At 63.7% G+C, this 22306-nt stretch carries 21 protein-coding genes; 17 read left to right on the top strand and 4 right to left on the bottom strand.

Going from position 1 to position 22306, the window contains the following annotated elements; genetic code table 11:
- Positions 1 to 99 precede the first annotated feature (99 nt).
- Entirely contained in the window at positions 100 to 2490 is a 2391-nt protein-coding gene (locus ACX0MV_RS18700; RefSeq protein ID WP_458984005.1) for a hybrid sensor histidine kinase/response regulator, read from the bottom strand.
- A 178-nt stretch (positions 2491 to 2668) separates the two neighbouring features.
- On the opposite strand from ACX0MV_RS18700, the gene ACX0MV_RS18695 reads away from it, so the two are divergent.
- The 6 genes from ACX0MV_RS18695 to ACX0MV_RS18670 all read left to right on the top strand — a co-directional run bounded on the left by ACX0MV_RS18695 (position 2669) and on the right by ACX0MV_RS18670 (position 7590).
- A complete protein-coding gene (locus ACX0MV_RS18695) occupies positions 2669 to 3427 on the top strand; it encodes a substrate-binding periplasmic protein (protein WP_458984004.1) in 759 nt (252 codons plus the stop codon).
- A 95-nt stretch (positions 3428 to 3522) separates the two neighbouring features.
- Positions 3523 to 4317 (top strand): hydroxymethylpyrimidine/phosphomethylpyrimidine kinase, encoded by a 795-nt coding sequence (locus ACX0MV_RS18690; RefSeq protein ID WP_458984003.1) that lies wholly within the window; start codon positions 3523 to 3525, stop codon positions 4315 to 4317.
- Positions 4318 to 4344: 27 nt separating this feature from the next.
- Complete coding sequence (gene thiE, locus ACX0MV_RS18685) at positions 4345 to 4974, top strand: thiamine phosphate synthase (RefSeq protein WP_458984002.1); 630 nt, start codon at positions 4345 to 4347, stop codon at positions 4972 to 4974.
- 48 nt (positions 4975 to 5022) lie between these two features.
- A complete protein-coding gene (gene hemL, locus ACX0MV_RS18680) occupies positions 5023 to 6312 on the top strand; it encodes a glutamate-1-semialdehyde 2,1-aminomutase (RefSeq protein WP_458984001.1) in 1290 nt (429 codons plus the stop codon).
- The gene (locus ACX0MV_RS18675; RefSeq protein WP_458984000.1) at positions 6312 to 6956 is read left to right on the top strand and encodes a DUF6962 family protein; all 645 of its coding nucleotides are present in this window, start codon (positions 6312 to 6314) and stop codon (positions 6954 to 6956) included. The genes hemL and ACX0MV_RS18675 overlap by 1 nt, the downstream gene beginning before the upstream one ends.
- Positions 6957 to 7044: 88 nt before the next feature.
- Entirely contained in the window at positions 7045 to 7590 is a 546-nt protein-coding gene (locus ACX0MV_RS18670; RefSeq protein ID WP_458983999.1) for a tetratricopeptide repeat protein, read from the top strand.
- 47 nt (positions 7591 to 7637) lie between these two features.
- Here the strand turns inward: ACX0MV_RS18670 and ACX0MV_RS18665 are convergent, their stop codons facing one another.
- Complete coding sequence (locus ACX0MV_RS18665; RefSeq protein WP_458983998.1) at positions 7638 to 7961, bottom strand: DUF1820 family protein; 324 nt, start codon at positions 7959 to 7961, stop codon at positions 7638 to 7640.
- Between the two features lie 176 nt (positions 7962 to 8137).
- Between ACX0MV_RS18665 and miaB the strand changes: the two genes are divergently transcribed.
- The 5 genes from miaB to lnt all read left to right on the top strand — a co-directional run bounded on the left by miaB (position 8138) and on the right by lnt (position 13561).
- Positions 8138 to 9481, top strand: coding sequence for a tRNA (N6-isopentenyl adenosine(37)-C2)-methylthiotransferase MiaB (gene miaB, locus ACX0MV_RS18660; RefSeq protein ID WP_458983997.1), 1344 nt, complete (start codon positions 8138 to 8140; stop codon positions 9479 to 9481).
- 87 nt (positions 9482 to 9568) lie between these two features.
- Complete coding sequence (locus tag ACX0MV_RS18655) at positions 9569 to 10573, top strand: PhoH family protein (protein WP_458983996.1); 1005 nt, start codon at positions 9569 to 9571, stop codon at positions 10571 to 10573.
- Positions 10566 to 11024, top strand: a complete 459-nt coding sequence (gene ybeY / locus ACX0MV_RS18650) for an rRNA maturation RNase YbeY (RefSeq protein ID WP_458983995.1) — start codon at positions 10566 to 10568, stop codon at positions 11022 to 11024. Before ACX0MV_RS18655 ends, ybeY begins: the two co-directional genes overlap by 8 nt.
- A gap of 55 nt (positions 11025 to 11079) precedes the next feature.
- Positions 11080 to 11919 (top strand): CorC family transporter, encoded by an 840-nt coding sequence (locus ACX0MV_RS18645; protein WP_458983994.1) that lies wholly within the window; start codon positions 11080 to 11082, stop codon positions 11917 to 11919.
- A 121-nt stretch (positions 11920 to 12040) separates the two neighbouring features.
- Positions 12041 to 13561 carry an apolipoprotein N-acyltransferase gene (lnt, locus tag ACX0MV_RS18640; RefSeq protein WP_458983993.1) on the top strand — a complete coding sequence of 507 codons (1521 nt, stop codon included), beginning with the start codon at positions 12041 to 12043 and terminating at the stop codon, positions 13559 to 13561.
- On the opposite strand, the gene ACX0MV_RS18635 is transcribed toward lnt, so the two are convergent.
- Together ACX0MV_RS18635 and ACX0MV_RS18630 are read right to left on the bottom strand one after the other, a co-directional pair.
- Positions 13558 to 14322: a YdcF family protein gene (locus tag ACX0MV_RS18635; RefSeq protein ID WP_458983992.1), complete on the bottom strand. Its 765-nt coding sequence runs from the start codon at positions 14320 to 14322 to the stop codon at positions 13558 to 13560. The two genes, lnt and ACX0MV_RS18635, sit on opposite strands and share 4 nt — an antisense overlap.
- 28 nt (positions 14323 to 14350) lie before the next feature.
- Positions 14351 to 14797 (bottom strand): mutator mutT family protein, encoded by a 447-nt coding sequence (locus ACX0MV_RS18630; protein WP_458983991.1) that lies wholly within the window; start codon positions 14795 to 14797, stop codon positions 14351 to 14353.
- Positions 14798 to 15036: 239 nt separating this feature from the next.
- Here ACX0MV_RS18630 and leuS point away from each other — a divergent pair, with 239 nt between their 5' ends.
- From leuS to lipA, 6 genes are all read left to right on the top strand, one after another.
- Positions 15037 to 17643: a leucine--tRNA ligase gene (gene leuS, locus ACX0MV_RS18625; RefSeq protein ID WP_458983990.1), complete on the top strand. Its 2607-nt coding sequence runs from the start codon at positions 15037 to 15039 to the stop codon at positions 17641 to 17643.
- Between the two features lie 58 nt (positions 17644 to 17701).
- Positions 17702 to 18313 (top strand): LPS-assembly lipoprotein LptE, encoded by a 612-nt coding sequence (locus ACX0MV_RS18620; protein WP_458983989.1) that lies wholly within the window; start codon positions 17702 to 17704, stop codon positions 18311 to 18313.
- A 39-nt stretch (positions 18314 to 18352) separates the two neighbouring features.
- Complete coding sequence (holA, locus tag ACX0MV_RS18615; protein ID WP_458984223.1) at positions 18353 to 19399, top strand: DNA polymerase III subunit delta; 1047 nt, start codon at positions 18353 to 18355, stop codon at positions 19397 to 19399.
- Positions 19400 to 19496: 97 nt separating this feature from the next.
- Positions 19497 to 19655 (top strand): alternative ribosome rescue factor ArfA, encoded by a 159-nt coding sequence (arfA, locus tag ACX0MV_RS18610; protein ID WP_458983988.1) that lies wholly within the window; start codon positions 19497 to 19499, stop codon positions 19653 to 19655.
- 72 nt (positions 19656 to 19727) lie between these two features.
- Complete coding sequence (locus ACX0MV_RS18605; protein ID WP_458983987.1) at positions 19728 to 21014, top strand: lytic murein transglycosylase; 1287 nt, start codon at positions 19728 to 19730, stop codon at positions 21012 to 21014.
- 125 nt (positions 21015 to 21139) lie between these two features.
- On the top strand, positions 21140 to 22192 hold the full coding sequence (lipA, locus tag ACX0MV_RS18600) for a lipoyl synthase (protein WP_458983986.1): 1053 nt from the start codon (positions 21140 to 21142) through the stop codon (positions 22190 to 22192).
- The last annotated feature ends 114 nt before the right edge of the window (positions 22193 to 22306 follow it).

The raw sequence follows: 22306 nt of genomic DNA, 5'->3' as shown, positions 1-22306 counted from the left end.
GATTCACTATTTGGTTAGTGAATCAGGATTCAGCTGTTATCGACAGGGCGATTTCGGCCAAAACAGCGGCTGTTCCTTCATCGAGACAGCCGCTGCGTCTCAGGCCCGCTGACCGGCGGGCGCGCAGAGCACCCAGTCATGCAGGAGCAGGCGCAACTCCTCGAACTTGATCGGCTTCGCCAGGTAATCGCTCATCCCGGCCGCCAGGCAACGCTCGCGGTCGCCGCTGTGGCTGTGGGCGGTAATCGCCAGCACCGGCAGGTCCACGCAGCCGGGTAGACCACGCAAGGCGCGGCAGGTAGCGAAGCCATCCATCACCGGCATCTGGCAGTCGAGCAGGATCGCATCCACCGTATCGCCACGCAGCAATTCCAGTGCCTGGGCACCATTGTCGGCGGTGCGCACCCGGTAACCGAGCTTGAGCAACATGCCGCGGGTCACCAGCTGATTGATCGCGTTGTCCTCGACGATCAGCACCGTGCATTGCCCGGGCTGGCGCAGCGCCTGGCCGCTGCCACGACGCACGGGCGCCACCGGGGCGACCTGGGCCGGCAATGCCAGGGGCACATTCAGTTGAAAGCGACTGCCCTCGCCCAGGGTCGATACATGGCTGAGGCTGCCGCCGAGCAGGTCGACCAGTTGCCGACAAATCGCCAGGCCGATGCCCAGACCACCGTATTCGCGGGTCATGGAGTTATCCAGCTGGCGGAAGCTCTGGTACATGGCGCGGCCATGCAGCTCGTCGAAACCGACGCCGGTGTCGATCACCTGAATACACAGCGGCAGGTTTTCCGCCAGCGTGGCGACGCTGACGATACGCACGCACACGCAGCCGCGCGGGGTGAACTTGATCGCGTTATCGAGCAGATAGCCCAGGCTCTGGGCCAGCTTCGTCGCATCGCCCTCGACCACGTCCGGCAGGCTTTCGTCCAGTTCGATCACAAAGCGCAGGCCCTTGTCGTGGGCGGCCGGCGCGTACTGGGCGCGCAGGCCGTCGAACAGCCCGCGCAGGCTGAAGGGCTCGCGGCGCGGGTAGAGCTTGCCGGACTGCAGTTCGGTGAGCGCCAGGATGTCGTTGACCATGCGCATCATGTCGCGCGCCGAGCTGGCAGCGGTTTTCTGGTACTGGGCCAGTTCGGCGTCCAGGGGCAGGGTCTGCATCAGTTCCAGCGAGCCGATCACGCCGTTCATCGGGGTGCGCAACTCGTGGGTGACGGTAGCAAGAAACTCGTCCTTCAAGCGGTTGCTGTTGGCCAGCTCCTGGTTCAAGGACTCCAGCTTCTGCCCGGCCTCCAGCAGGATGCGCGCTCGCTCTTCTTTCATGGCGTTGATGCGGTCGGCCAGCGCCAGGGACAGCAAGCCGACTTCCAGCGCCGAGCCGATCTGGCTGGCGTACATGGTGAAGAACACATTGGGCAGGTAACCCAGCACCATCAGGGTATTGATCGCGCCGCCGGCGAGGAAGGCGCTCCAGGCGATGATGAAGTAGCGCGCCACGCGCATGCCGCGCAGCCAGGCGAGGATGCCGGCCGTGAAGATCACCACGGTGAACAGCAGCGCCAGGTACGTGGCCAGGCGCAGGGACAGCGCATAACTGGCCGTTAACGCCAGCACCATCACCCCGGCGCCGCACGCCATCATGATCAGCAGCGCACGGTCGACCCAGGGGCTGTGCGCCGACGTGTGCAAGAAGCTGCGGGCGAACTGGCAGCCGAACAACGCCGCCGCGCCAATCATGAAAGGCGTCGCCGCGTTCGCCCACCAGGGGTTGTCGGACCAGAAGTATTCGATACCGGCACCGTTGACCGACACCTGATACAGGCCGAACGAGGCGATGTAGAGGATGTAATACAGGTAACTGGTGTCGCGCACGCTGAGGTATATGAACAGGTTGTAGATCAGCATCACCAGCAGCACGCCGTAGATGATGCCAAGCACGTAGATCCGCGCGGGCTGGTCCTCCAGGTAGGCGTTGGGCGCCCACAAGGTTAACGGCGCCTGGATCGAGCCCTGGCTTTCCAGGCGCAGGTAGACGCGCTTCGTCTGATGGGGCTGCAGCTCCAGCTCGAACAGGTAGTTGTTCTGCTTGATCTGCCGGCTGGCGAACGGCAGGGCATCGCCCGTGCGCAGGGCAAGCTGGAAATCGCCGCGCTCGTCCGGCACGTACAGGTCCAGATGATCGAGCGGCGGGTAGGCCAGCTCGAGCAGCCAGAGGTGTGGCGTGGTCTGTCGTTGCGGGCGAAATTCCAGGTCCAGGCGAATCCAGAACACCGAGCGCGAATAGCCGGCGTTCAGGACCGCACGCTCGTGCTGGCGGAAGCTGGCCTGCAGCGCCGGCGAGCTGATGTCGCGGATGCTCGCGTCGCCGCGCACGTCCTCGAATACATGCATGACCTGCCCCAGCGGCAGGCTGCTCATATGCTCATCGAACACCACGGCATGTACCGGGCTCGATAGCAGCAGACACAGACAAACAAGGAGGTAACGCATGCAGCCCGCCAGATCATCGTTGCCGATGCATCAGTCCTGCTGGTCGTCGGTATTGGCGGCCACGCTGTGCATCATTATCAGTTGCGGCACTCTAGCATAGGCCTGTGTTTGAGCCTGTAATGCATCTGCCAACAACCACTGGCTATACTGCAGCGACTAACCTGCTGAGGCATTCACCATGGGGCGCATTTTGCTCCTGCTGTTGTTAGTGCTGCCGCTCTCAACCCGCGCCGATACGCTCAGCGTTCGTCTGAGCACGCTCGAATGGCCGCCCTATGTCAGCGAAAGCCTGCCCGATGGTGGATACGCCCAGGCGGTGGTCCGTCGTGCGTTCGCCGAAGCCGGCATTGCCGTGCAGATTCGCAGCTATCCATGGGCGCGCGCACTCCAGCTTGCCGAACAGGGCAAGGTGGACGGGGTATTCCCCGAATACCTGGCGCCCGCCGAGCGCAGTGATCTGCTGTTTTCCGAACCCTTTCCGGGTGGTCCGGTCGGGCTCTACAAACTACGCAAACAGCCGATCGCCTTCGCCGCCGACCCGCGCAGCAATCCCGAACAGGCGCTCGAAGCACTGGCGGGTTTGCGCCTCGGCCTGGTGCGCGGCTACCTCAACCACCCTGCGCTGGATGCCAACCCGGCCTTCACTCGCAGCTTCGCCAGCAACGACCGGCAGAACCTGGGCAAGCTGCTGGGCGGGCGGGTCGACATCATCTTCATCGACTTCAGGGTCGCGCAGCACTTGATCAACCAGGCGTTCCCGGCGCATGCCGAGCAGTTCGAGGCCATGCAGCCCGCCCTGCTGCAACCCGACCTGTACCTGACGCTGTCGCGCAACAAGCCCGATGCACAGACCAAGATCGCCGCGTTCAACCGCGGCTTGCGCCAGCTCAAAGCCAGCGGCGAGCTCGAACGGCTGATGCGCGAACACGGCTTTTAGCGATAACCGGGCGAGCGCGCCCAGCAATCGCCGAAGCGGACTGCGTCATCGTCGACGGGCGGCAAAACGCTGTTTTGGTGATAAGCTCGCGCACCATGAAAACACCTACTTCTCGCCCCGTAGTGCTGTGCCTGTCCGGCCACGACCCCAGTGGTGGTGCCGGTCTGCAAGCCGATATCGAAGCCCTGCTCGCCCAGGGTTGCCACGCCGCCCCGACCGTGACCGCGCTGACCGTGCAGGACACGGTGAATGTGTCCGACTTTCGCGTGCTCGACCGCGAGTGGGTACTGGCCCAGGCCAATGCGGTGATCAACGACCTGACGGTCGAGGCGGTCAAGCTGGGCATGCTCGGCTCGGTCGAGATGGTCGAAACCGTGCTGAAAATCATGCAACGCTTGCCGGGCATTCCGCTGGTCTGCGACCCGGTACTGCGAGCCGGCGGCGGTGGCGCCCTGGGCAAGGATGAAGTTGGCTACGCCATGCGCGAACGCCTGTTCGCCGTCTCGACCATCGCCACGCCGAACCTGCCGGAAGCGCGCATCCTCGCCGAGCTGCCGGACGGTAGCGCCGACGAATGCGCAGAGAAACTGCTGCCGTACATCCAGCACCTGCTGATCACCGGCGGCCATGGCGACGAGCACGAAGTGCACAACCGTCTGTACTCGCGTGACGGCAGCCGCCACACCTTTACCTGTCAGCGCCTGCCTGGCAGCTACCACGGCTCCGGCTGCACCCTGGCCAGCACCCTGGCCGGTCGCCTGGCCCTGGGGCAGGAATTGGTCAGCGCGGTGCAATTCGCCCTCGATTACACCTGGCGCACCCTGCGTGACGCAGAACAGCCCGGCCACGGTCAATTCATCCCACGCCGACTGCCGCTGGATGCCGGGTGATGGAGAGCAGCTGATGAGCACGTACCGATGAAACTGCGTGGCCTGTATGCCATTACCGATAGCGAGTTGCTGGCCGGCGGCAAGCTGCTGCCGTACGTCGAGGCCGCGCTGAAAGGCGGCGCCACGCTGCTGCAGTACCGCGACAAATCCAGCGACGATGCACGGCGTCTGCGCCAGGCCGAAGCGCTGCGCGAACTGTGCAACCGCTATGGCGCCGCCCTGATCATCAATGACGACGCCGAGCTGGCGGCGCGCCTGGGCGTTGGCCTGCATCTGGGGCAAACGGACGGTTCGCTGTCGGCGGCCCGCGCACTGCTCGGGCCCAAGGCCGTGATCGGCGGCACCTGCCATGCCCAGGTCGAGCTGGCCGAAGCGGCGGCCAAGGAAGGCGCCAGCTATGTCGCCTTCGGCCGATTCTTCAATTCCCACACCAAACCCGGCGCGCCGGCCGCCACGCTCGAATTGCTGGACACCGCGAAGCGTCGGGTGAACCTGCCGATCGTCGCCATCGGCGGCGTGACCCTGGAGAACGCCCCCGAGCTGATCGCCCGCGGCGCCAGCATGGTGGCGGTGATCCACGCGCTATTCGCCGCCGACTCGGCCGCCGAAGTCGAACACCGCGCCCGCGCGTTCAGCGCGCTATTTGCCGCGAATTAATCGTTTTCCTGGATGAGCGCGCTCATCCGATGCTTGAGAGGCCTTGTCATGTCCCGCTCCGAAATGCTTTTCGCCAACGCCCAAAAACACATCCCCGGCGGCGTCAACTCGCCGGTTCGCGCCTTCAAGAGCGTCGGTGGCACACCGTTGTTCTTCAAGCACGCGGCAGGCGCCTACGTGACCGACGAAGACGACAAGCGTTACGTGGACTACGTCGGTTCCTGGGGCCCAATGATTCTCGGCCACAGCCACCCGGACGTGCTCGACGCGGTCCGCCGCCAGCTCGAACACGGGCTGTCCTACGGCGCGCCGACCGCCATGGAAACCGAAATGGCGGACCTGGTCTGCGCCATGGTGCCGTCGATGGAAATGGTACGCATGGTCAGCTCCGGCACCGAGGCAACCATGAGCGCGATCCGCCTGGCGCGCGGCTTTACCGGGCGCGACAACATCATCAAGTTCGAAGGCTGCTACCACGGCCACTCCGACAGCCTGTTGGTCAAGGCCGGCTCCGGGGCGCTGACCCAGGGCGTGCCGAGCTCCGCGGGCGTGCCGGCAGACTTTGCCAAGCACACCCTGACCCTGCCGTTCAACGACCTCGCCGCCGTCGAGGCGATGCTTGCCGATACCGGCGAGACCGTCGCCTGCATCATTGTCGAGCCGGTGGCCGGCAACATGAACTGCGTGCCGCCAGCGCCCGGCTTTCTCCAGGGCCTGCGCGAGCAGTGCGACAAGCACGGCGTGGTGCTGATTTTCGATGAGGTGATGAGCGGCTTCCGCGTCGCGCTCGGCGGGGCCCAGGCCCACTACGGCGTGACGCCAGACATGACCACCTTCGGCAAGATCATCGGCGGCGGCATGCCGGTCGGCTGCTTCGGCGGCAAACGCGAGATCATGCACTGCATCGCTCCGCTCGGCCCGGTCTACCAGGCCGGTACGCTGTCCGGCAATCCGCTGGCTATGGCCGCCGGTCTGACCACACTGAAGCTGATCAGCCGTCCGGGGTTTCACGCGCAGTTAAGCGATTACACCAGCCGCATGCTGCAGGGCTTGCAGGACCGCGCTGACGCTGCAGGCATGCCGTTCGTGACCACCCAGGCCGGCGGCATGTTCGGCCTGTACTTCAGCGGCGCCGACGATATCGTCACCTTTGAAGACGTCATGGCCAGCGATGCCGAGCGCTTCAAGCGCTTCTTCCACCTGATGCTGGCCGGCGGCGTTTACCTGGCACCCAGTGCCTTCGAGGCCGGCTTCACCTCCATCGCCCATGGCGACGCCGAGCTTGCAATCACCCTGGAAGCAGCCGAGCGCGCGTTCGCCGAACTGAAAAAAGCCTGATGCAATACAGCACCGCGCTCAGCGACGGCGCACTGACGCTGGCGTGCTTCGCCTGTGTGTTCTATGTCGGCAGAGCGCGTAAACGCTATGGGCCAGCCGACCAGCCGGCCTTGTTCTGCGCGCTGCTCGGCTTTCTGCTGCCCGCCGCGGCGGCAACCGTCGGCGCGCTGCGTTATGGGGTCGACCCGGACTGGCAGGCCGCTCACCTGTGGCTGACCCAGGCGAGCCGCTTTCTGGCCTGGCCGCTGCTGGGCGCCGCTGCGTTGGCGCTAAGCCGAGGCTGGGCCTGGAGCAGACCGAACTGGGGGCGGATACTGCTGGGGCTCTGTGCATTCTTCGAACTGTTCCGGCAGATGAATCAGCTGGAGACCTATCAACTGGTGCTCGACCTGACGACCCTGCTGCTGATTCTCTACGCAGGCGCGGTGCAATGGCCACGGCGCCTGCCGCTGTGCGCCGCGCTGGCAGCGATCACGCTGTTTGCGCTGGCGGGCCAGGCCGTCGGTACCGAAGGTTTGCTCGGTTCCATACGCCGTATCGACTTATTCCATGGCCTGCTGGCCCTGGCCTATCCGCTGCTGGCCTGGCTGATCCTGGCATTGCCGGGCACTGCCGCAGCAGAAAACCCGGTAAAGACTTTGTAACAACTGCACTGCTTATTTCATAATGCTCGCGCCGACCCTTCCGTCGGCCGGAAAAACCGTCCGTCCAGCTGCAGAGGCACATGAGTTCATGATTCGCACCGGCCGCGCCCTGATCCTGGGCTGCCTGATGCTTGTTCCGTCGCTCGCGTTCGCGGGTGGCAACTCGTTGCTGATCCCCGCGACCGGCAGCTGCTCGCTGAATACCTCAGCGGAAGACCTTCCCGACGCCATCGCCGCCTGCGAACAGGCGGCACGCAAAGGCGACCTGCAAGCGGGATACGAGCTTGGCGAATTCTTCTATCAAGGCAAACAGGGCGAGCAGAATCTGCAGCAGGCACTCGACTGGTTCGAGCAGGCATCCTTGCAAGGCCACGCACGCGCCCAATACCGGCTGGGCATGATGTTCTTCCTTGGCGAAGGCGTGCCGGCGAACAACGTGCAGGCCTATATCGTGCTGAAGATGGCCGCCGTGAATGGCTCGGACGAGGCGATGGACAGCGCCGACATGGTGTCGGCACAGATGCAGCGTGAGGAATTCGAACTCGCGGCTCAGGTTCTCGGCGATATCTTCCGCAGCTACCTGATGGAGTTGCAGGCCGCCGACGGCATGCTGCCCTTTTCGCCACAGCCGTAGCGCCGAGCCAAGCGCAGGCTCACCGCACGCCCAACTGACCAAGCCCGTTACTTGTCGGGCATCGGCATCGGAAACGGCATGACGTTACCGCCACCCTTGGCCTCACTGATCTTCGGCGTACCCAGGCGTTCCACTTCATCGATCCGGACGATGGCGTGCATCGGAATGAAGCTGCGCACCACCCCGTCGAACTGCGCTTTCAGCTTCTCTTCACTGGGGTCGACCACCACCTGCGTGCGCTCGCCAAAGACAAACTCCTCGACCTCGAGAAAGCCCCACAGATCGCTTTGATAGATCTGCTTGGCATACATCTCGAATACCTGGCCCTGGTTGAGGAAGATCACCTTGTAGATAGGCTCGCGTTTGCTCATGGCTATGCAGTTCGGACTCTGGGTTTGCGAAAGGGCGCGGATCATAGCATAGCGACAGGCAATGCCAGTTCCGCCAGCGCTCGCCGCGCCAAACGGACCTCCGTCGACAAGCCCTAGGAAGCCAGGCACTTGGCCCCTATAATGCGCGGTTCGTCGAATCAGCCCTTTGAGTACGCATGACCAAGAAGCTTTATATCGAAACCCACGGTTGCCAGATGAACGAGTACGACAGCTCGCGCATGATCGACCTGCTGGGCGAACATCAAGCCCTGGAAGTCACCGCCCGTGCGGAAGACGCCGACGTCATCCTGCTCAATACCTGTTCGATACGCGAACGAGCCCAGGACAAGGTCTTTTCCCAGCTCGGCCGCTGGCGTGAACTCAAGCTGGCCAACCCTGACCTGGTGATCGGCGTCGGCGGTTGCGTCGCCAGCCAGGAAGGTGCGGCCATCCGCGACCGCGCGCCGTACGTGGACGTGGTATTCGGCCCGCAAACGCTGCACCGCCTGCCGGAAATGATCGACGCGGCGCGCACCACCAAGGTCGCCCAGGTCGATATCTCGTTTCCCGAGATCGAAAAATTCGACCGCCTGCCGGAACCCCGCGTCGACGGCCCCAGCGCCTATGTCTCGGTGATGGAAGGCTGCAGCAAGTACTGCACGTTCTGCGTAGTGCCCTACACCCGTGGCGAGGAAGTCAGCCGGCCGCTCGAAGACGTCCTCGCGGAAGTGCTGCACCTCGCCGAACACGGCGTGCGTGAAATCACCCTGCTCGGCCAGAACGTCAACGGCTATCGCGGTGACGCGCGCGATGGCCAGGTCGCCGATTTCGCCGAACTGCTGTATGCCGTGGCGGCCATCGACGGCATCGACCGCATTCGTTACACCACCAGCCATCCGCTGGAGTTCTCCGATGCGCTGATCCAGGCCCACGCGGAGATTCCCGAGCTGGTGAAGTACCTGCACCTGCCCGTGCAGTCAGGCTCCGACCGTATTCTCGCGGCGATGAAGCGCAACCACACCGCCCTGGAATACAAGTCGCGCATCCGCAAGCTGCGGGCGGCGGTCCCGGACATCCTGATCAGCTCCGACTTCATCATCGGCTTCCCGGGTGAAACCGAGAAGGACTTCGAGCAGACCATGAAGCTGGTCGAGGACGTCGGTTTCGACTTCTGCTACTCCTTCGTCTACAGCGCACGCCCTGGCACACCAGCGGCCGACCTGCCCGACGACACGCCGGACGAGCTGAAAAAGCAGCGCCTGGCGATCCTGCAGCACCGCGTCAACCAGCAGGGCTTCGAAAACAGCCGCCGCATGGTTGGCAGCGTTCAGCGCATCCTGGTCAACGACTACTCGAAGAAGGACCCTGGCATGCTCCAGGGTCGTACCGAAAGCAACCGGGTGGTCAACTTCCGCTGCGACAATCCACGCCTGATCGGCCAGTTCGTCGATGTGCGTATCGATGAAGCGATGCCGCATTCTTTACGTGGCACCTTGTTGACGGAACAGACTCCAAATTGAAGAAGCCGGCGCCCGAGCTTCCACCGTCGGGCCGCTAGCGCTATTCTTCGATCCATTACCCAGCCGACTGGCGGCCAATACACGACCTTGAACGCGCCCATAGAACCCCATCGTTTCATCCTCGAACCCTTTGAAGCGCGCCGCTTCGCCAACCTCTGCGGCCAACTCGACGAGCATTTGCGCTTGATCGAAGGACGCCTGGGCATCGAGATCCGCAACCGCGGCAACCAGTTCGAACTGCTCGGCGCACCCGAGCAAACCGCGTCCGCCGAGCAACTGCTGCGTCGCCTTTATCGCGAGAGCAACAGCACCGAACTGACGCCCGACCTGGTCCACCTGTTCCTGCAGGAATCCGGCATCGAAGAGCTCAACAGCCCGGTGACCGAAACCAGCGTGGCCTTGCGCACCCGCAAAGGCATGATTCGCCCGCGCGGGGTCAACCAGCAGCGCTACGTGAAGTCGATTCTCGAGCACGACATCAACTTTGGTGTCGGCCCGGCCGGTACCGGCAAGACTTATCTCGCAGTCGCCTGCGCGGTGGACGCGCTGGAACGCGAACAGATCCGACGCATCCTTTTGGTGCGTCCGGCGGTCGAGGCTGGCGAAAAGCTGGGCTTCCTGCCCGGCGATCTGTCGCAGAAGATCGACCCCTATCTGCGCCCGCTGTACGACGCGCTCTACGAAATGCTCGGCTTCGAAGTGGTGGCCAAACTGATCGAGAAACAGGTGATCGAGGTTGCACCGCTGGCCTACATGCGCGGCCGCACGCTGAACAACAGCTTCATCATTCTCGACGAAAGCCAGAACACCACGCTGGAACAGATGAAGATGTTCCTCACCCGCATCGGCTTCGGCTCGACCGCGGTAATCACCGGCGACATCACCCAGGTCGACCTGCCGCGCGGCACCAAAAGCGGCCTGACCCACGTGATCGACGTGCTGCGCGACGTTCCGGGCATCAGCTTTACCCACTTCAAGCCCAAGGACGTGGTGCGCCACCCACTGGTGCAGCGCATCGTCGAAGCCTACGAGCGTTACGAGGATCGCCAGCACGGCAAACTGGTCGATGGCCAGGAAGACGGCAATGCTTGAGCTGGACCTGCAACTGGCCAGCGACGCCGCCAACCTGCCGAGCGAGGCGCAGTTTCGCACTTGGTGCGAGCTGGCGCTGCGCCAACGCAGTGCCGACTCCGAACTGACCATCCGCCTGGTCGACGAAGACGAAGGCCGCGAACTCAACCGCACCTATCGCCAACGCGACTACGCCACCAATGTGCTGTCGTTTCCGGCCGACGTGCCCGACGAATTACTCGATATCCCGCTGCTCGGCGACTTGGTGATCTGCGTGCCCGTGGTTGACCGCGAAGCCCTGGAACAGGGCAAAACTACGCAGGCACACTGGGCTCACATGGTGATCCACGGCTGCCTGCACCTGCTCGGCTACGACCACATCGACGATGAGGACGCCGAGGAGATGGAAGCGCTGGAACGAGATTTGCTCGCAGAGCTGGGTCACCCCGACCCGTATACCGACCACGACTAGTGATCCACGCCACCCGACAGCCACCGCCAACACAGAAGGTTCCTGAGTAACCACCATGAGCGAAGACCGATCGAGCAACGAGCAGAAGTCCTGGTTTAACAGACTGACCCAGGCTTTTGCTCATGAGCCGAAAAACCGCAAGGAACTGCTGGAAGTACTGCGTGAAGCGCACCAGAACAAGCTGCTCGACAGCGAAGCGCTGGCCATCGTCGAAGGCGCTATTCAGGTCGCTGACCTGCAGGTACGCGACATCATGGTGCCGCGCTCACAGATGATGAGCATCAAGGCCAACCAGACGCCTAAAGAATTTCTCCCCTCGATCATCGAGGCCGCGCACTCCCGCTACCCGGTGGTCGGCGAAAGCCTGGATGACGTGATCGGCATCCTCCTGGCCAAGGATCTGCTGCCGTTGATCCTGCAGGGCGACCAGCCCAACTTCAACATCAAGGACCTGCTGCGTCCCGCCACCTTCGTACCCGAATCCAAGCGCCTCAACGTGCTGCTGCGCGAGTTCCGCGCCAACCATAACCACATGGCCGTGGTAATCGACGAATACGGCGGCGTCGCCGGCCTGGTGACCATCGAGGACGTGCTCGAGCAGATCGTCGGCGATATCGAGGACGAGCACGACGTCGAAGAAGACAGCTACGTCAAACCGCTGCCCAGCGGCGACTTCCTGGTCAAGGCACTGACACCGATCAGCAGCTTCAACGAGTCCTTCGACACGCAATTCTCCGACGATGAATTCGACACCGTCGGCGGCCTGGTAATGAGCGCGTTCGGCCATCTCCCCAAGCGCAACGAAGTAACCGAAATCGGCGAGTTCCGCTTCCGGGTCATCAGCGCCGACAGCCGCCGTATTCACCTGCTGCGCCTGACGCCTCGGGTGCGCTGAAACCCAACCGTCGCCCGGACGTCAGCCACTGGCGTCCGTAGCGCGGGAAGCCGATCCAGGCTTTTGCGCCGCCTCAATCCGCCCTACCCTTGCACCACCTCATTTCTAGGATCTGCCCGCAATGCATTGGATAACTCGCGCTGGCTGGCTCGGTAACCTGATCGCGCTGCTCGCTGGCGCCCTGACGCCGCTGGCGCTGGCGCCGTTCGATATCTGGCCGCTGATGCTGCTGTCCATTGCCCTGTTCTACCTCGGCCTGCGCGAGCTCGCCGCGCGTCAGGCGCTGTGGCGTGGCTGGTGGTACGGCTTCGGCACATTCGCCGCCGGCACCAGCTGGGTGTATGTGAGCATCCACGATTACGGCGCGGCTTCGCCACCGCTGGCCGCCCTGTTGACGCTGGCCTTTGTCGCAGGCCTGGGCCTGTTGTTCGCCCTGACGGCCTGGCTGTGGGCGCGCTGGCTGCGCCGCTCCGAAGCACCGCTGGCGGACGCACTGGCCTTTGCCGCGTTGTGGCTGGCCCAGGAACTTTTCCGCAGTTGGTTTCTCACCGGTTTCCCCTGGCTGTACGCCGGTTACAGCCAGCTCGACGGTCCGCTGGCCGGGTTGGCGCCGATTGGCGGCATGTGGTTGCTGTCCTTCGTCCTGGCATTGAGCGCTGCACTGCTGGTCAACGTCACGCGGCTGCGCAGCCACAAAGGCTTTGCCGCACTTGGCGTGTTTCTGCTGCTGGCGCCCTGGCTCGCCGGACTGGCGCTCAAGGGCCATGCCTGGACCGAGCCGGCCGGCGAGCCGCTGTCGGTTGCTGCGGTACAAGGCAATATCGAACAGAACCTGAAATGGGACCCCGCCCAGCTCAACGCGCAGCTCGCGCTGTACCGCGACATGACCTTCAGCGCCAAGCCGACCGACCTGATCGTCTGGCCGGAAACCGCGATTCCGGTACTCAAGGACCGCGCTCAGGGCTACCTGGGCATGGTCAACCGCTTCGCCAACGAACGAAATGCTGCGCTGATTACCGGCGTGCCGATTCGCCAGAGCAACGAGCGCGGCGAGCAGCGCTACTACAACGGCATCAGCGTGGTCGGCCAGGGCAGCGGCGACTACCTCAAGCAGAAGCTGGTGCCGTTCGGTGAGTACGTGCCGTTGCAAGAGGTACTGCGCGGCCTGATCGCCTTCTTCGATCTGCCGATGTCGGACTTTGCCGGCGGCTCGGCCGACCAGGCGCTGCTACAGGCCAAGGGTTACCAGATTGCCGCCTATATCTGCTACGAAGTGGTGTACCCGGAATTCGCCGCCGGGCTCGCTGCGCAAAGCCAGTTGCTGCTAACGATCAGCAACGACACCTGGTTTGGCCGCTCGATCGGCCCCCTGCAGCACCTGCAGATGGCGCAGATGCGGGCGCTCGAAGCCGGTCGCTGGATGATTCGCGCCACCAATAACGGAGTGACGGTGCTGATCGACCCCCACGGCCGGATCACCGAACAACTGCCGCAGTTCGAGCAGGGCGTGCTCTATGGCGACGTAGTGCCGATGCAGGGCCTGACACCTTACCTGCTATGGCGCGGATGGCCGTTGATGCTGCTTTGCACATTGCTGCTGGCCTGGGCGTTACTGGCTAACCGCATGGCCAAGACGCTTTAGTTGCCGCGGTAGAACAGCTTGTAAGCGAGCAGCCCGATGGCCTCGTTGATCAATAGCCCGCTCTGCCAAACCGCCTGGCTTTCCGGCAGCCAGCCGCCGGCAGGGCGGCCATTGGCGACGCCAAGAAAACCCATTGGGGCGCTCAACACCTGAAACCCCGCCTGCTCGTAGCTCCAGCGGGCCCTCGGCATATGCCAGGCCTGGGTTACCAGCAGCACGCGGGTCTTGTCGCCGGGGAGTATCTCGGCGCTGTTGATCGCGTTTTCCCAGGTGGTTCGGCTACGTGCCTCCTGCCAGCGCACCTCAAGCCCGTAATCGCGCGCCAATACATCAGCCATCAGCGCGGCCTCGCTCGGTGGTTCGCCGTAGTGCAGGCCGCCAGCGGTCATCAGCGGCAAGCCAGAGGCCTTGGCCAGGCGCGCCGCGTAGCGTAGCCGTTCCAGCGCCTGCAAGCTCGGTTGATCGCCACCCCAGCCTGGGTCGCCCTGTTCGCGGCCACCGCCAAGCACCACGATCACGTCCGCCTGCCTGGCCAGATCGGCCCATTGCGCCGGACTGAGTGCGGGCTCGGTTTCCAGCCAGCGCGCCGCCGTTTCCACGCTGATTGGCAGGCTGGTCAGCCACAAGCCACCCAGGCCCAACGCGAAGCAGCTCGCCGCCAGCCGGGGAAAGCGCCGACGCAGCCACCACGCGAGCAGCAGCAGAATCAGCAAAATGCCAGGCGGCAGCAGCAGTTGTTTGAGCATGTAACGGATAGGCATCGGGCGCACCTCCAAAGGTGCGCGAAGCCTAACGGGGATTGGCCGCCCGGAAAAGCTGCGAGCCGCACGCCTTGCATGCGTGCACGCCGCGGCCTGGTTGCCAGTCGGCCAGGGTGTTGCAGAGCGCGCAGCACAATTGCAGACGTCGCCGCAGCAGCGGTTTGCTTTTACCCGCTGGGAGATCGCCATGTTTGACCGGCGCCCGCCCAGCCTTGAAGCCGCGGCCGGGTCGCTGCTCAAGCAACGCCAGCTCCTGGGCAGCGGCATGCCAGCCGCGCAGCCAGTTCAGGTCTCGATCCAGGTAGGCGCGGATCAATTCGACTTCCGCGGGAGAGAGGTCGCGCAACTCCAGTTCGCGAGGGACATCGGCGGACAAACGATTCAGGCTGTCAGCCTCATCCAGCGCTTGCGCGAGACGCTGCAACAACCGCTCATAGAGCCCGCCTGTCCCGTCTTTCTGCCGCGAACCGCCCATGCAGCCACCTCGCAACGGAGCAGATGGATCCGCCCCGTAAATCAAGCTTAGCGCCAGCCCTTCAACCAGCGGCCCCTGGCGACAGACGGCGATTTCACAGGGCCCGCGCCGCTTCGTCGGCGCAACAGGGTTTCCCTCAATAAGGGGGGGTCATGTATGCTACGGCGTTTCCTCGACCGGCCGTGTGCAACAGCTTTAACACGGTTGATGTGAACCCTCATCCCCCAGCGCAAGTAGCCATGCACGAACAGTATCAGCCACGCGAAATCGAAGCCGCCGCGCAGTCCCACTGGGACGCGCAGAAATCCTTTGTTGTGAGCGAGCAGCCCGGCAAGGACACCTTCTATTGCCTGTCGATGTTCCCCTACCCGAGCGGCAAGTTGCACATGGGTCACGTGCGCAACTACACCATCGGTGACGTGATCGCCCGCTACCAGCGCATGCAGGGCAAGAACGTACTGCAGCCGATGGGCTGGGATGCGTTCGGCATGCCGGCGGAAAACGCCGCGATGAAGAACAAGGTCGCACCCGCGAAGTGGACCTACGAAAACATCGACTACATGAAGAACCAGCTGAAAAGCCTGGGCCTGGCGGTCGACTGGTCGCGCGAAGTCACCACGTGCAAGCCGGACTACTACCGCTGGGAACAATGGCTGTTCACTCGCCTGTTCCAGAAAGGCGTGATCTACCGCAAGAACGGCACCGTCAATTGGGACCCGGTCGATCAGACCGTGCTGGCCAACGAGCAGGTCATCGACGGCCGCGGCTGGCGCTCTGGCGCAGTGATCGAAAAGCGCGAAATCCCGATGTACTACTTCAAGATCACCGCCTACGCGGAAGAGCTCTTGAGCAGCCTGGACGATCTGGATGGCTGGCCGGAACAGGTCAAGACCATGCAGCGCAACTGGATCGGCAAATCCCGCGGCATGGAAGTCAGCTTCCCTTATGACGTCGCCAGCATCGGCGAGGCCGGTGCGCTGAAAGTTTTCACTACTCGCCCGGATACCCTGATGGGTGCGACCTACGTCGCGGTCGCCGCCGAACACCCGTTGGCCACGCTTGCCGCGCAAGGCAACGCCGAGCTGCAGGCGTTCATCGACGAATGCAAGAGCGGCAGCGTCGCCGAAGCCGACGTCGCCACCCAGGAAAAGAAAGGCCTGCCGACCTCGATGCTGGTCGAGCACCCGCTGACCGGTGAAAAGCTGCCGGTATGGGTCGCCAACTACGTGCTGATGCATTATGGCGACGGCGCGGTCATGGCCGTACCGGCCCACGACGAGCGCGATTTCGAGTTCGCCAACAAATACCAGCTGCCGATCAAGCCTGTCGTGCGCACCAGCGCCGGCGACGAAACCCCGGCGCCCTGGCAGGACGCTTACGGCGAGCATGGCCAACTGATCAACTCCGGCAAGTTCGACGGCCTGGATTTCGCAGGCGCGTTCGACGCCATCGAAGTCGCCCTGCTGGACAAAGGCCTGGGCAAGTCGCGCACCCAGTTCCGCCTGCGCGACTGGGGCATCAGCCGCCAGCGCTACTGGGGCTGCCCGATCCCCATCATCCACTGCGATACCTGCGGCGACGTACCGGTGCCGGAAGACCAACTACCGGTAGTACTGCCTGAGGACGTGGTGCCGGACGGCGCCGGCTCGCCTTTGGCGCGCATGCCGGAATTCTACGAATGCAGCTGCCCGACCTGCGGCGCGCCGGCCAAGCGCGAAACCGACACCATGGACACCTTCGTCGAGTCGTCCTGGTACTTCGCCCGCTACGCCTCGCCGCACTACTCCGGCGGCATGGTCGACCCGGCCGCGGCCAACCACTGGCTGTCGGTGGATCAGTACATTGGCGGTATCGAACACGCGATCCTGCACCTGCTGTATGCGCGCTTCTTCCACAAGTTGATGCGCGACGAGGGCCTGTTGTCCTCCGACGAGCCGTTCAAGAACCTGTTGACCCAGGGCATGGTGGTGGCCGACACCTATTACCGCGTGCTGGAAAACGGCGGCAAGGACTGGTTCAACCCGGCGGATGTGGAAATCGAGCGCGACAGCAAGGGCAAGGTGCTCGCTGCCACGCTGAAAAGCGACGGCCTGCCGGTGGAAATCGGCGGCACCGAGAAGATGTCCAAGTCGAAGAACAATGGCGTCGACCCGCAAGCGATGATCGATGCCTATGGCGCGGATACCTGCCGCCTGTTCATGATGTTCGCCTCACCGCCGGACATGAGCCTGGAATGGTCGGACTCCGGCGTCGAAGGCGGCAACCGCTTCCTGCGCCGCGTCTGGCGCCTGGCCCAGAGCCATGTCAGCCAGGGTTTGCCGAGCGCGCTGGACACCAGCAGCCTGAGCGACGAACAGAAAGCCGTACGCCGCGCCATCCACCTGGCGATCAAGCAGGCCAGCGTCGATATAGGCCAGCACCACAAGTTCAACACCGCCATCGCCCAGGTGATGACGCTGATGAACGTGCTGGAAAAGGCCGCGCAAGGCACCGATCAGGATCGCGCCCTGCTGCAGGAAGGCCTGGAAACCGTGGCCCTGCTGCTCGCGCCTATCACTCCGCATATCAGCCACCAACTGTGGCTGGAGCTGGGTCACGAGGGCGCGATCATCGACGCCCAATGGCCTCGTGTGGATGAAACCGCGCTGATACAGGACAGCCTGCAACTGGTGATCCAGGTCAACGGCAAGCTGCGCGGACAGATCGAAGTCGCCGCCAGCGCCAGCCGTGAAGAGATCGAGGCGGCGGCACGGGTCAACGAGAACGTGCTGCGCTTCACCGAAGGCCTGAGCATCCGCAAAGTGATTGTGGTGCCTGGCAAGCTGGTTAATATCGTCGCCAACTGATTAAGCTCGGCGCGCCGGCATAGCGGCGCGCCGCAAGACTCGCCAAGGGGATAACAAGATGATCAAACGGAATCTGCTGGTAATCGGCCTGGCTACGCTGCTCAGCGCCTGCGGCTTTCAGCTGCGCGGCACTGGCGAAACCCAGTTCGCCCTCAAGGAACTCGATGTCAGCGCGCGCAACGCCTACGGCGAAACGGTCAAGAGCGTGCGCCAGGCGCTGGAAAACAACGAGGTGCGGGTTTACACCGGCGCGCCGTACGGCCTGGTGCTGAGCAACGAGCGCGAAGATAGTCGCACGGCCAGCTACACCAGTTCGGGGCGCAGCGTCGAACAGGAATTGACCACCACCCTCGATTACGAAATTCGCGGCGCGAAGAACCTGCTGCTGCTCAGCGATCAGCTGGAAGTGCAGAGCGTTTCCGTGGTAGACGACAACAACCTGATCGGTACGGACCAGGAAACCGCCCAGGTGCGCCAGGAAATGCGCCGCGAGCTGATTCAGCAACTGATGCTGCGCCTCAGCCAGGTCACCCCCGAGCGCCTGGAGCAGCTGCAACAGACGGCAGAAGCCAAGGCACAGGCGGAAGCTGATGCCATCGAAGCAGCCCGTCAACGCGAAGAAGCGCAGCCGCAACAGTCGCCGCTGCAACTGTCCGTTCCCGCCCCGTAACCGCGCTGGGCCGTGCAAGCGGCCCAGTTCTGGCTCTCGATGAAGCTCAACGCCAACCAGCTCGGCAAACACCTGCAGGGCAGCCTTGCGCCCGTGTATGTGGTCAGCGGTGACGAAGCGCTACTCTGCCAGGAAGCCTGCGATGCGATTCGCGCGGCGACCCGCGCCCAGGGCTTCAGCGAACGCCAGGTATTCAATGCCGACACCAGTTTCGACTGGGGCAATCTGCTGCAGGCCGGCGCCAGCATGTCGCTGTTCGCCGACAAGCGCCTGCTTGAGCTGCGTCTGCCATCCGGCAAGCCCGGCGATAAAGGCACTGCGGCCTTGCTCGAATACGTCGCCCGACCTCCGGAAGACACCGTTCTGCTGATCAGCGTACCCAAGCTTGACGGCAGCGCGCAGAAGACCAAATGGGGCAAGGCCCTGGTCGACGGCGCGCAGACTCAGTTCATTCAGATCTGGCCGGTGGACGCCCATCAGTTGCCCCAATGGATCCGCCAGCGCATGGCCCAGGCCGGGCTCAGCGCCAGCCAGGAAGCGGTGGAGATGATCGCGGTGCGCGTCGAGGGCAACCTGCTCGCCGCGGCCCAGGAAATCGAAAAGCTCAAACTGCTGGCTGAAAACGGCAGCGTCGACGCCGATACAGTGCATGCGGCCGTTGCCGATAGCGCCCGCTTCGACGTGTTCGGCCTTATCGATGCCGCGCTTAACGGCGAGGCAGCACACAGCCAGCGCATCCTCGAAGGGCTGCGCGGTGAAGGCGTGGAACCGCCGGTAATCCTCTGGGCACTGGCCCGCGAGGTTCGCCAGCTCGCCAGCATCGCCCAGCAGTACGCGCAGGGTGTCCCGCTGGAAAAGGCTTTCAGCAGCGCTCGGCCGCCGATCTGGGACAAGCGCCGGCCTCTGGTCAGCAAGGCCTTGCAACGCTACCCCGCCGCGCGTTGGGCATTGCTGCTGCAAGACGCGCAACGCATCGATGCACAGATCAAAGGCCAAGCAGCGGGCGACCCCTGGATAGGTCTGAGTCTGCTGACCTTGAGCGTCTGTGGCCAACGCCTGGCCCTCTCCGGCGCATCCGATCTGTAGACCACGCTTGCCAACCAGGCAGCCGCTGGACTTTATCGATGCTGAAGACCATCATTCGCCCGCTCGCAAACCGCAAGCTGCGCATGAGGAAAACACCATGGCGAAAAGCCGCAAGCAAGGCCCCAACAAGGCCAAATCCCTGGTCGCCCAGCCGCTGTTCCGCTGCCGTCAGGAAAAGCCCAGCAAAGGCAAAGGCAGTTACCGCCGCGAAGCCTCCCAGCAAAACTGGGAGGCTTCGGTCGTTATGGCCGCCTAAAAACGTCGCGTAGCCCGCTTAAAGCCTCATCCGTGCTAAGGTGGCGGCCTGCAAAAATGCGTTGAGATCACCATGCCCAGCTTGCTTCTTCGTGGCCTGACCCACTTCGCCACGTCCTGTTTCTGCCTCCTCCTGACTGCCTGCGCCGAAGCGCCCGCGCAATCATTGACCACTCCCCCCGCAGCGCCTGCCCCAGCAGAAATCACGGCGCCACAACCCGCCATGATCGCCCCGGAGGTCAAGCTCAGCTTCGCCGACTGGCGCACCCTGTTGCGCAGCGACGCGATCGCCGCTGGCATTGATGCCGACCTGTTCGACCGCACTTTCGCCGACATCAGCCTGGACCCGAACGTGATCAAGGCGGACAACAGCCAGCCCGAATTCAGCCGCCCGGTGTGGGAATACATCGATGGCGCCGTTTCCGTTTCGCGCATCGCCCAGGGCCGCCTGCTCAAGGCGCAGCATCGGCCGACCCTGAAAGCCATTCGCAGCGCCTACGCCGTAGACCATGAAGTGCTGATCGCCATCTGGGGCATGGAAAGCAATTACGGCAGCAACATTGGCAGTCACAACGTCATCCGCTCCCTGGCCACCCTCGCCTACGACGGCCGCCGCCAGGTGTTCTGGCGCAGCCAGTTGCTGGCTGCACTGCAGATCCTGCAAGCCGGCGACGGCCCGGCACAGGGGCTGATCGGCTCATGGGCGGGCGCCATGGGGCAGACCCAGTTCATGCCGACCACCTTCAATCAGCATGCCGTCGATTTTGATGGCGACGGCCGCCGCGATCTGTGGAGTTCCACACCCGACGCCCTCGCATCTGCCGCTCATTATCTGCAAGCCTCGGGTTGGGAAAATGGCCAACCCTGGGGCTTTGAAGTGAACCTGCCGCAAGGTTTCGATTACGCCCTGGCCGATCCTGAAGTGCGTCGCAGCCTGGCGCAGTGGCGCAGTCTCGGGGTCAATCCGGTCCGAGCCATCGATGCCAGTGAGCAAAGCCTGGCCACGCTGTTTCTACCTGCTGGCCACCGCGGCCCGGCCTTCCTGCTGCTAAACAACTTCCGCAGCATCCTCAAGTACAACAACTCCACCGCCTATGCACTGGCCATCGGCCTGCTCAGCGATGCGCTGGACGGCAACCCAGGCGTACAGGCCGCGTGGCCACGCAACGACCGCCAGCTGGGTCGCAGCGAGCGCATCGAGCTGCAGGAACGGCTCTCCGCCAAAGGCTACGAGCCCGGCCCGGCCGACGGCATCATCGGCGCCAATACGCGCAAGGCGGTTCGCGCCTTCCAGCAAAGCCTGGGGCATCCGGCCGACGGCTATCCCAGCCATGAGCTGCTGAAGCAACTCAGGAACTGACGACGCAGGCGCATCAGGCAAGATGCGCCTGCCCTGGCAGTGCTTGACGGACTGAACGGTCAGGTTCTCTGTGGTAGACTGCGCGGCGGCCACAAGCCGCCTCGTCCACGGAGCCTAGATTGCCGATGTCCGATACCTCCCTGCCTAAAACCGTTGCCAGCGGCGAAAAATTCCGCACCACCCAGGGCATCACCGCGATCAAGGATGGGCAGAAGCGCCGCGCCTCGAGCGAACCCCAGGTGTTCGAACCCAAGCCAAAATGGCTGCGGGTCAAGGCGCCCGGCGGCAGCCGCTTCGAAGCGGTCAAGCGCAACGTCAGCGAACACCGCCTGAGCACCGTGTGCCAGGAATCCCACTGCCCGAACATGGGCGAATGCTGGTCCAACGGCACCGCCACCATCATGCTGATGGGCTCGGTGTGCACCCGTGCCTGCCGCTTCTGCGCCGTGGACACCGGCAACCCCAACGGCTGGCTGGACCTGGAAGAGCCGCAGAACACCGCCAAGTCGGTAGAGCTGATGGCGCTGCGCTATATCGTCCTGACCTCGGTTGACCGCGACGACCTGGACGACGGCGGCGCCGCACACTACGCCGCATGCGTGCGCGCCATTAAGGAAAATACACCGCAGGTGGTGGTGGAAGCCCTGACCCCGGACTTCGACGGCGACCTGCAGGCCATCGAGCGTGTGGTGGACTCCGGCCTTGAGGTGTTCGCGCAGAACGTCGAGACGGTCAAGCGCTTGACCCACGAGGTGCGCGACCCACGTGCCGGCTACGAGAAGACCCTGCGCGCGCTGGAGCACGCCAAGCGCCATCGTCCCGACGTGTTGACCAAGACCAGCCTGATGCTGGGCCTGGGCGAAACCGATGAGGAAGTGCTGCAGACCATGGATGACCTGCGCGCCATCGGCGTGGACATCCTCACCCTCGGTCAGTATCTGCAGCCCACTCGCAACCATCTGGCAGTCAAGCGCTGGGTCAGCCCGGACGAGTTCAATCGCTTCCGCGAGATCGGCCTGGAGAAGGGCTTTATGGAAGTCGCTGCCGGCCCGCTGGTACGTTCCAGCTATCGCGCCGACCGGGTGTTCGAGAAAAACAACCTGGGCCTGGCCGCTCCCGTACCGGTGCCGGGTCAACAGCTCGATAACAACCTGATTCCGACCCTCAATCTGAATTGATCGGGCCGTACGGCGCCTATTCCTGACCTACGCTGAGGTCAGGTCAGGCACTTTTGTTTCTGCCCGCCCGATCTAGCTTGGTAGGGTGCGCCATGCGCACCAACACCAGTTCCA

Source organism: Pseudomonas cistanchae, assembly GCF_054483635.1.
Note: the sequence above shows the minus strand (reverse complement) of the source record. Positions and strands in the feature narration are given on the sequence as shown.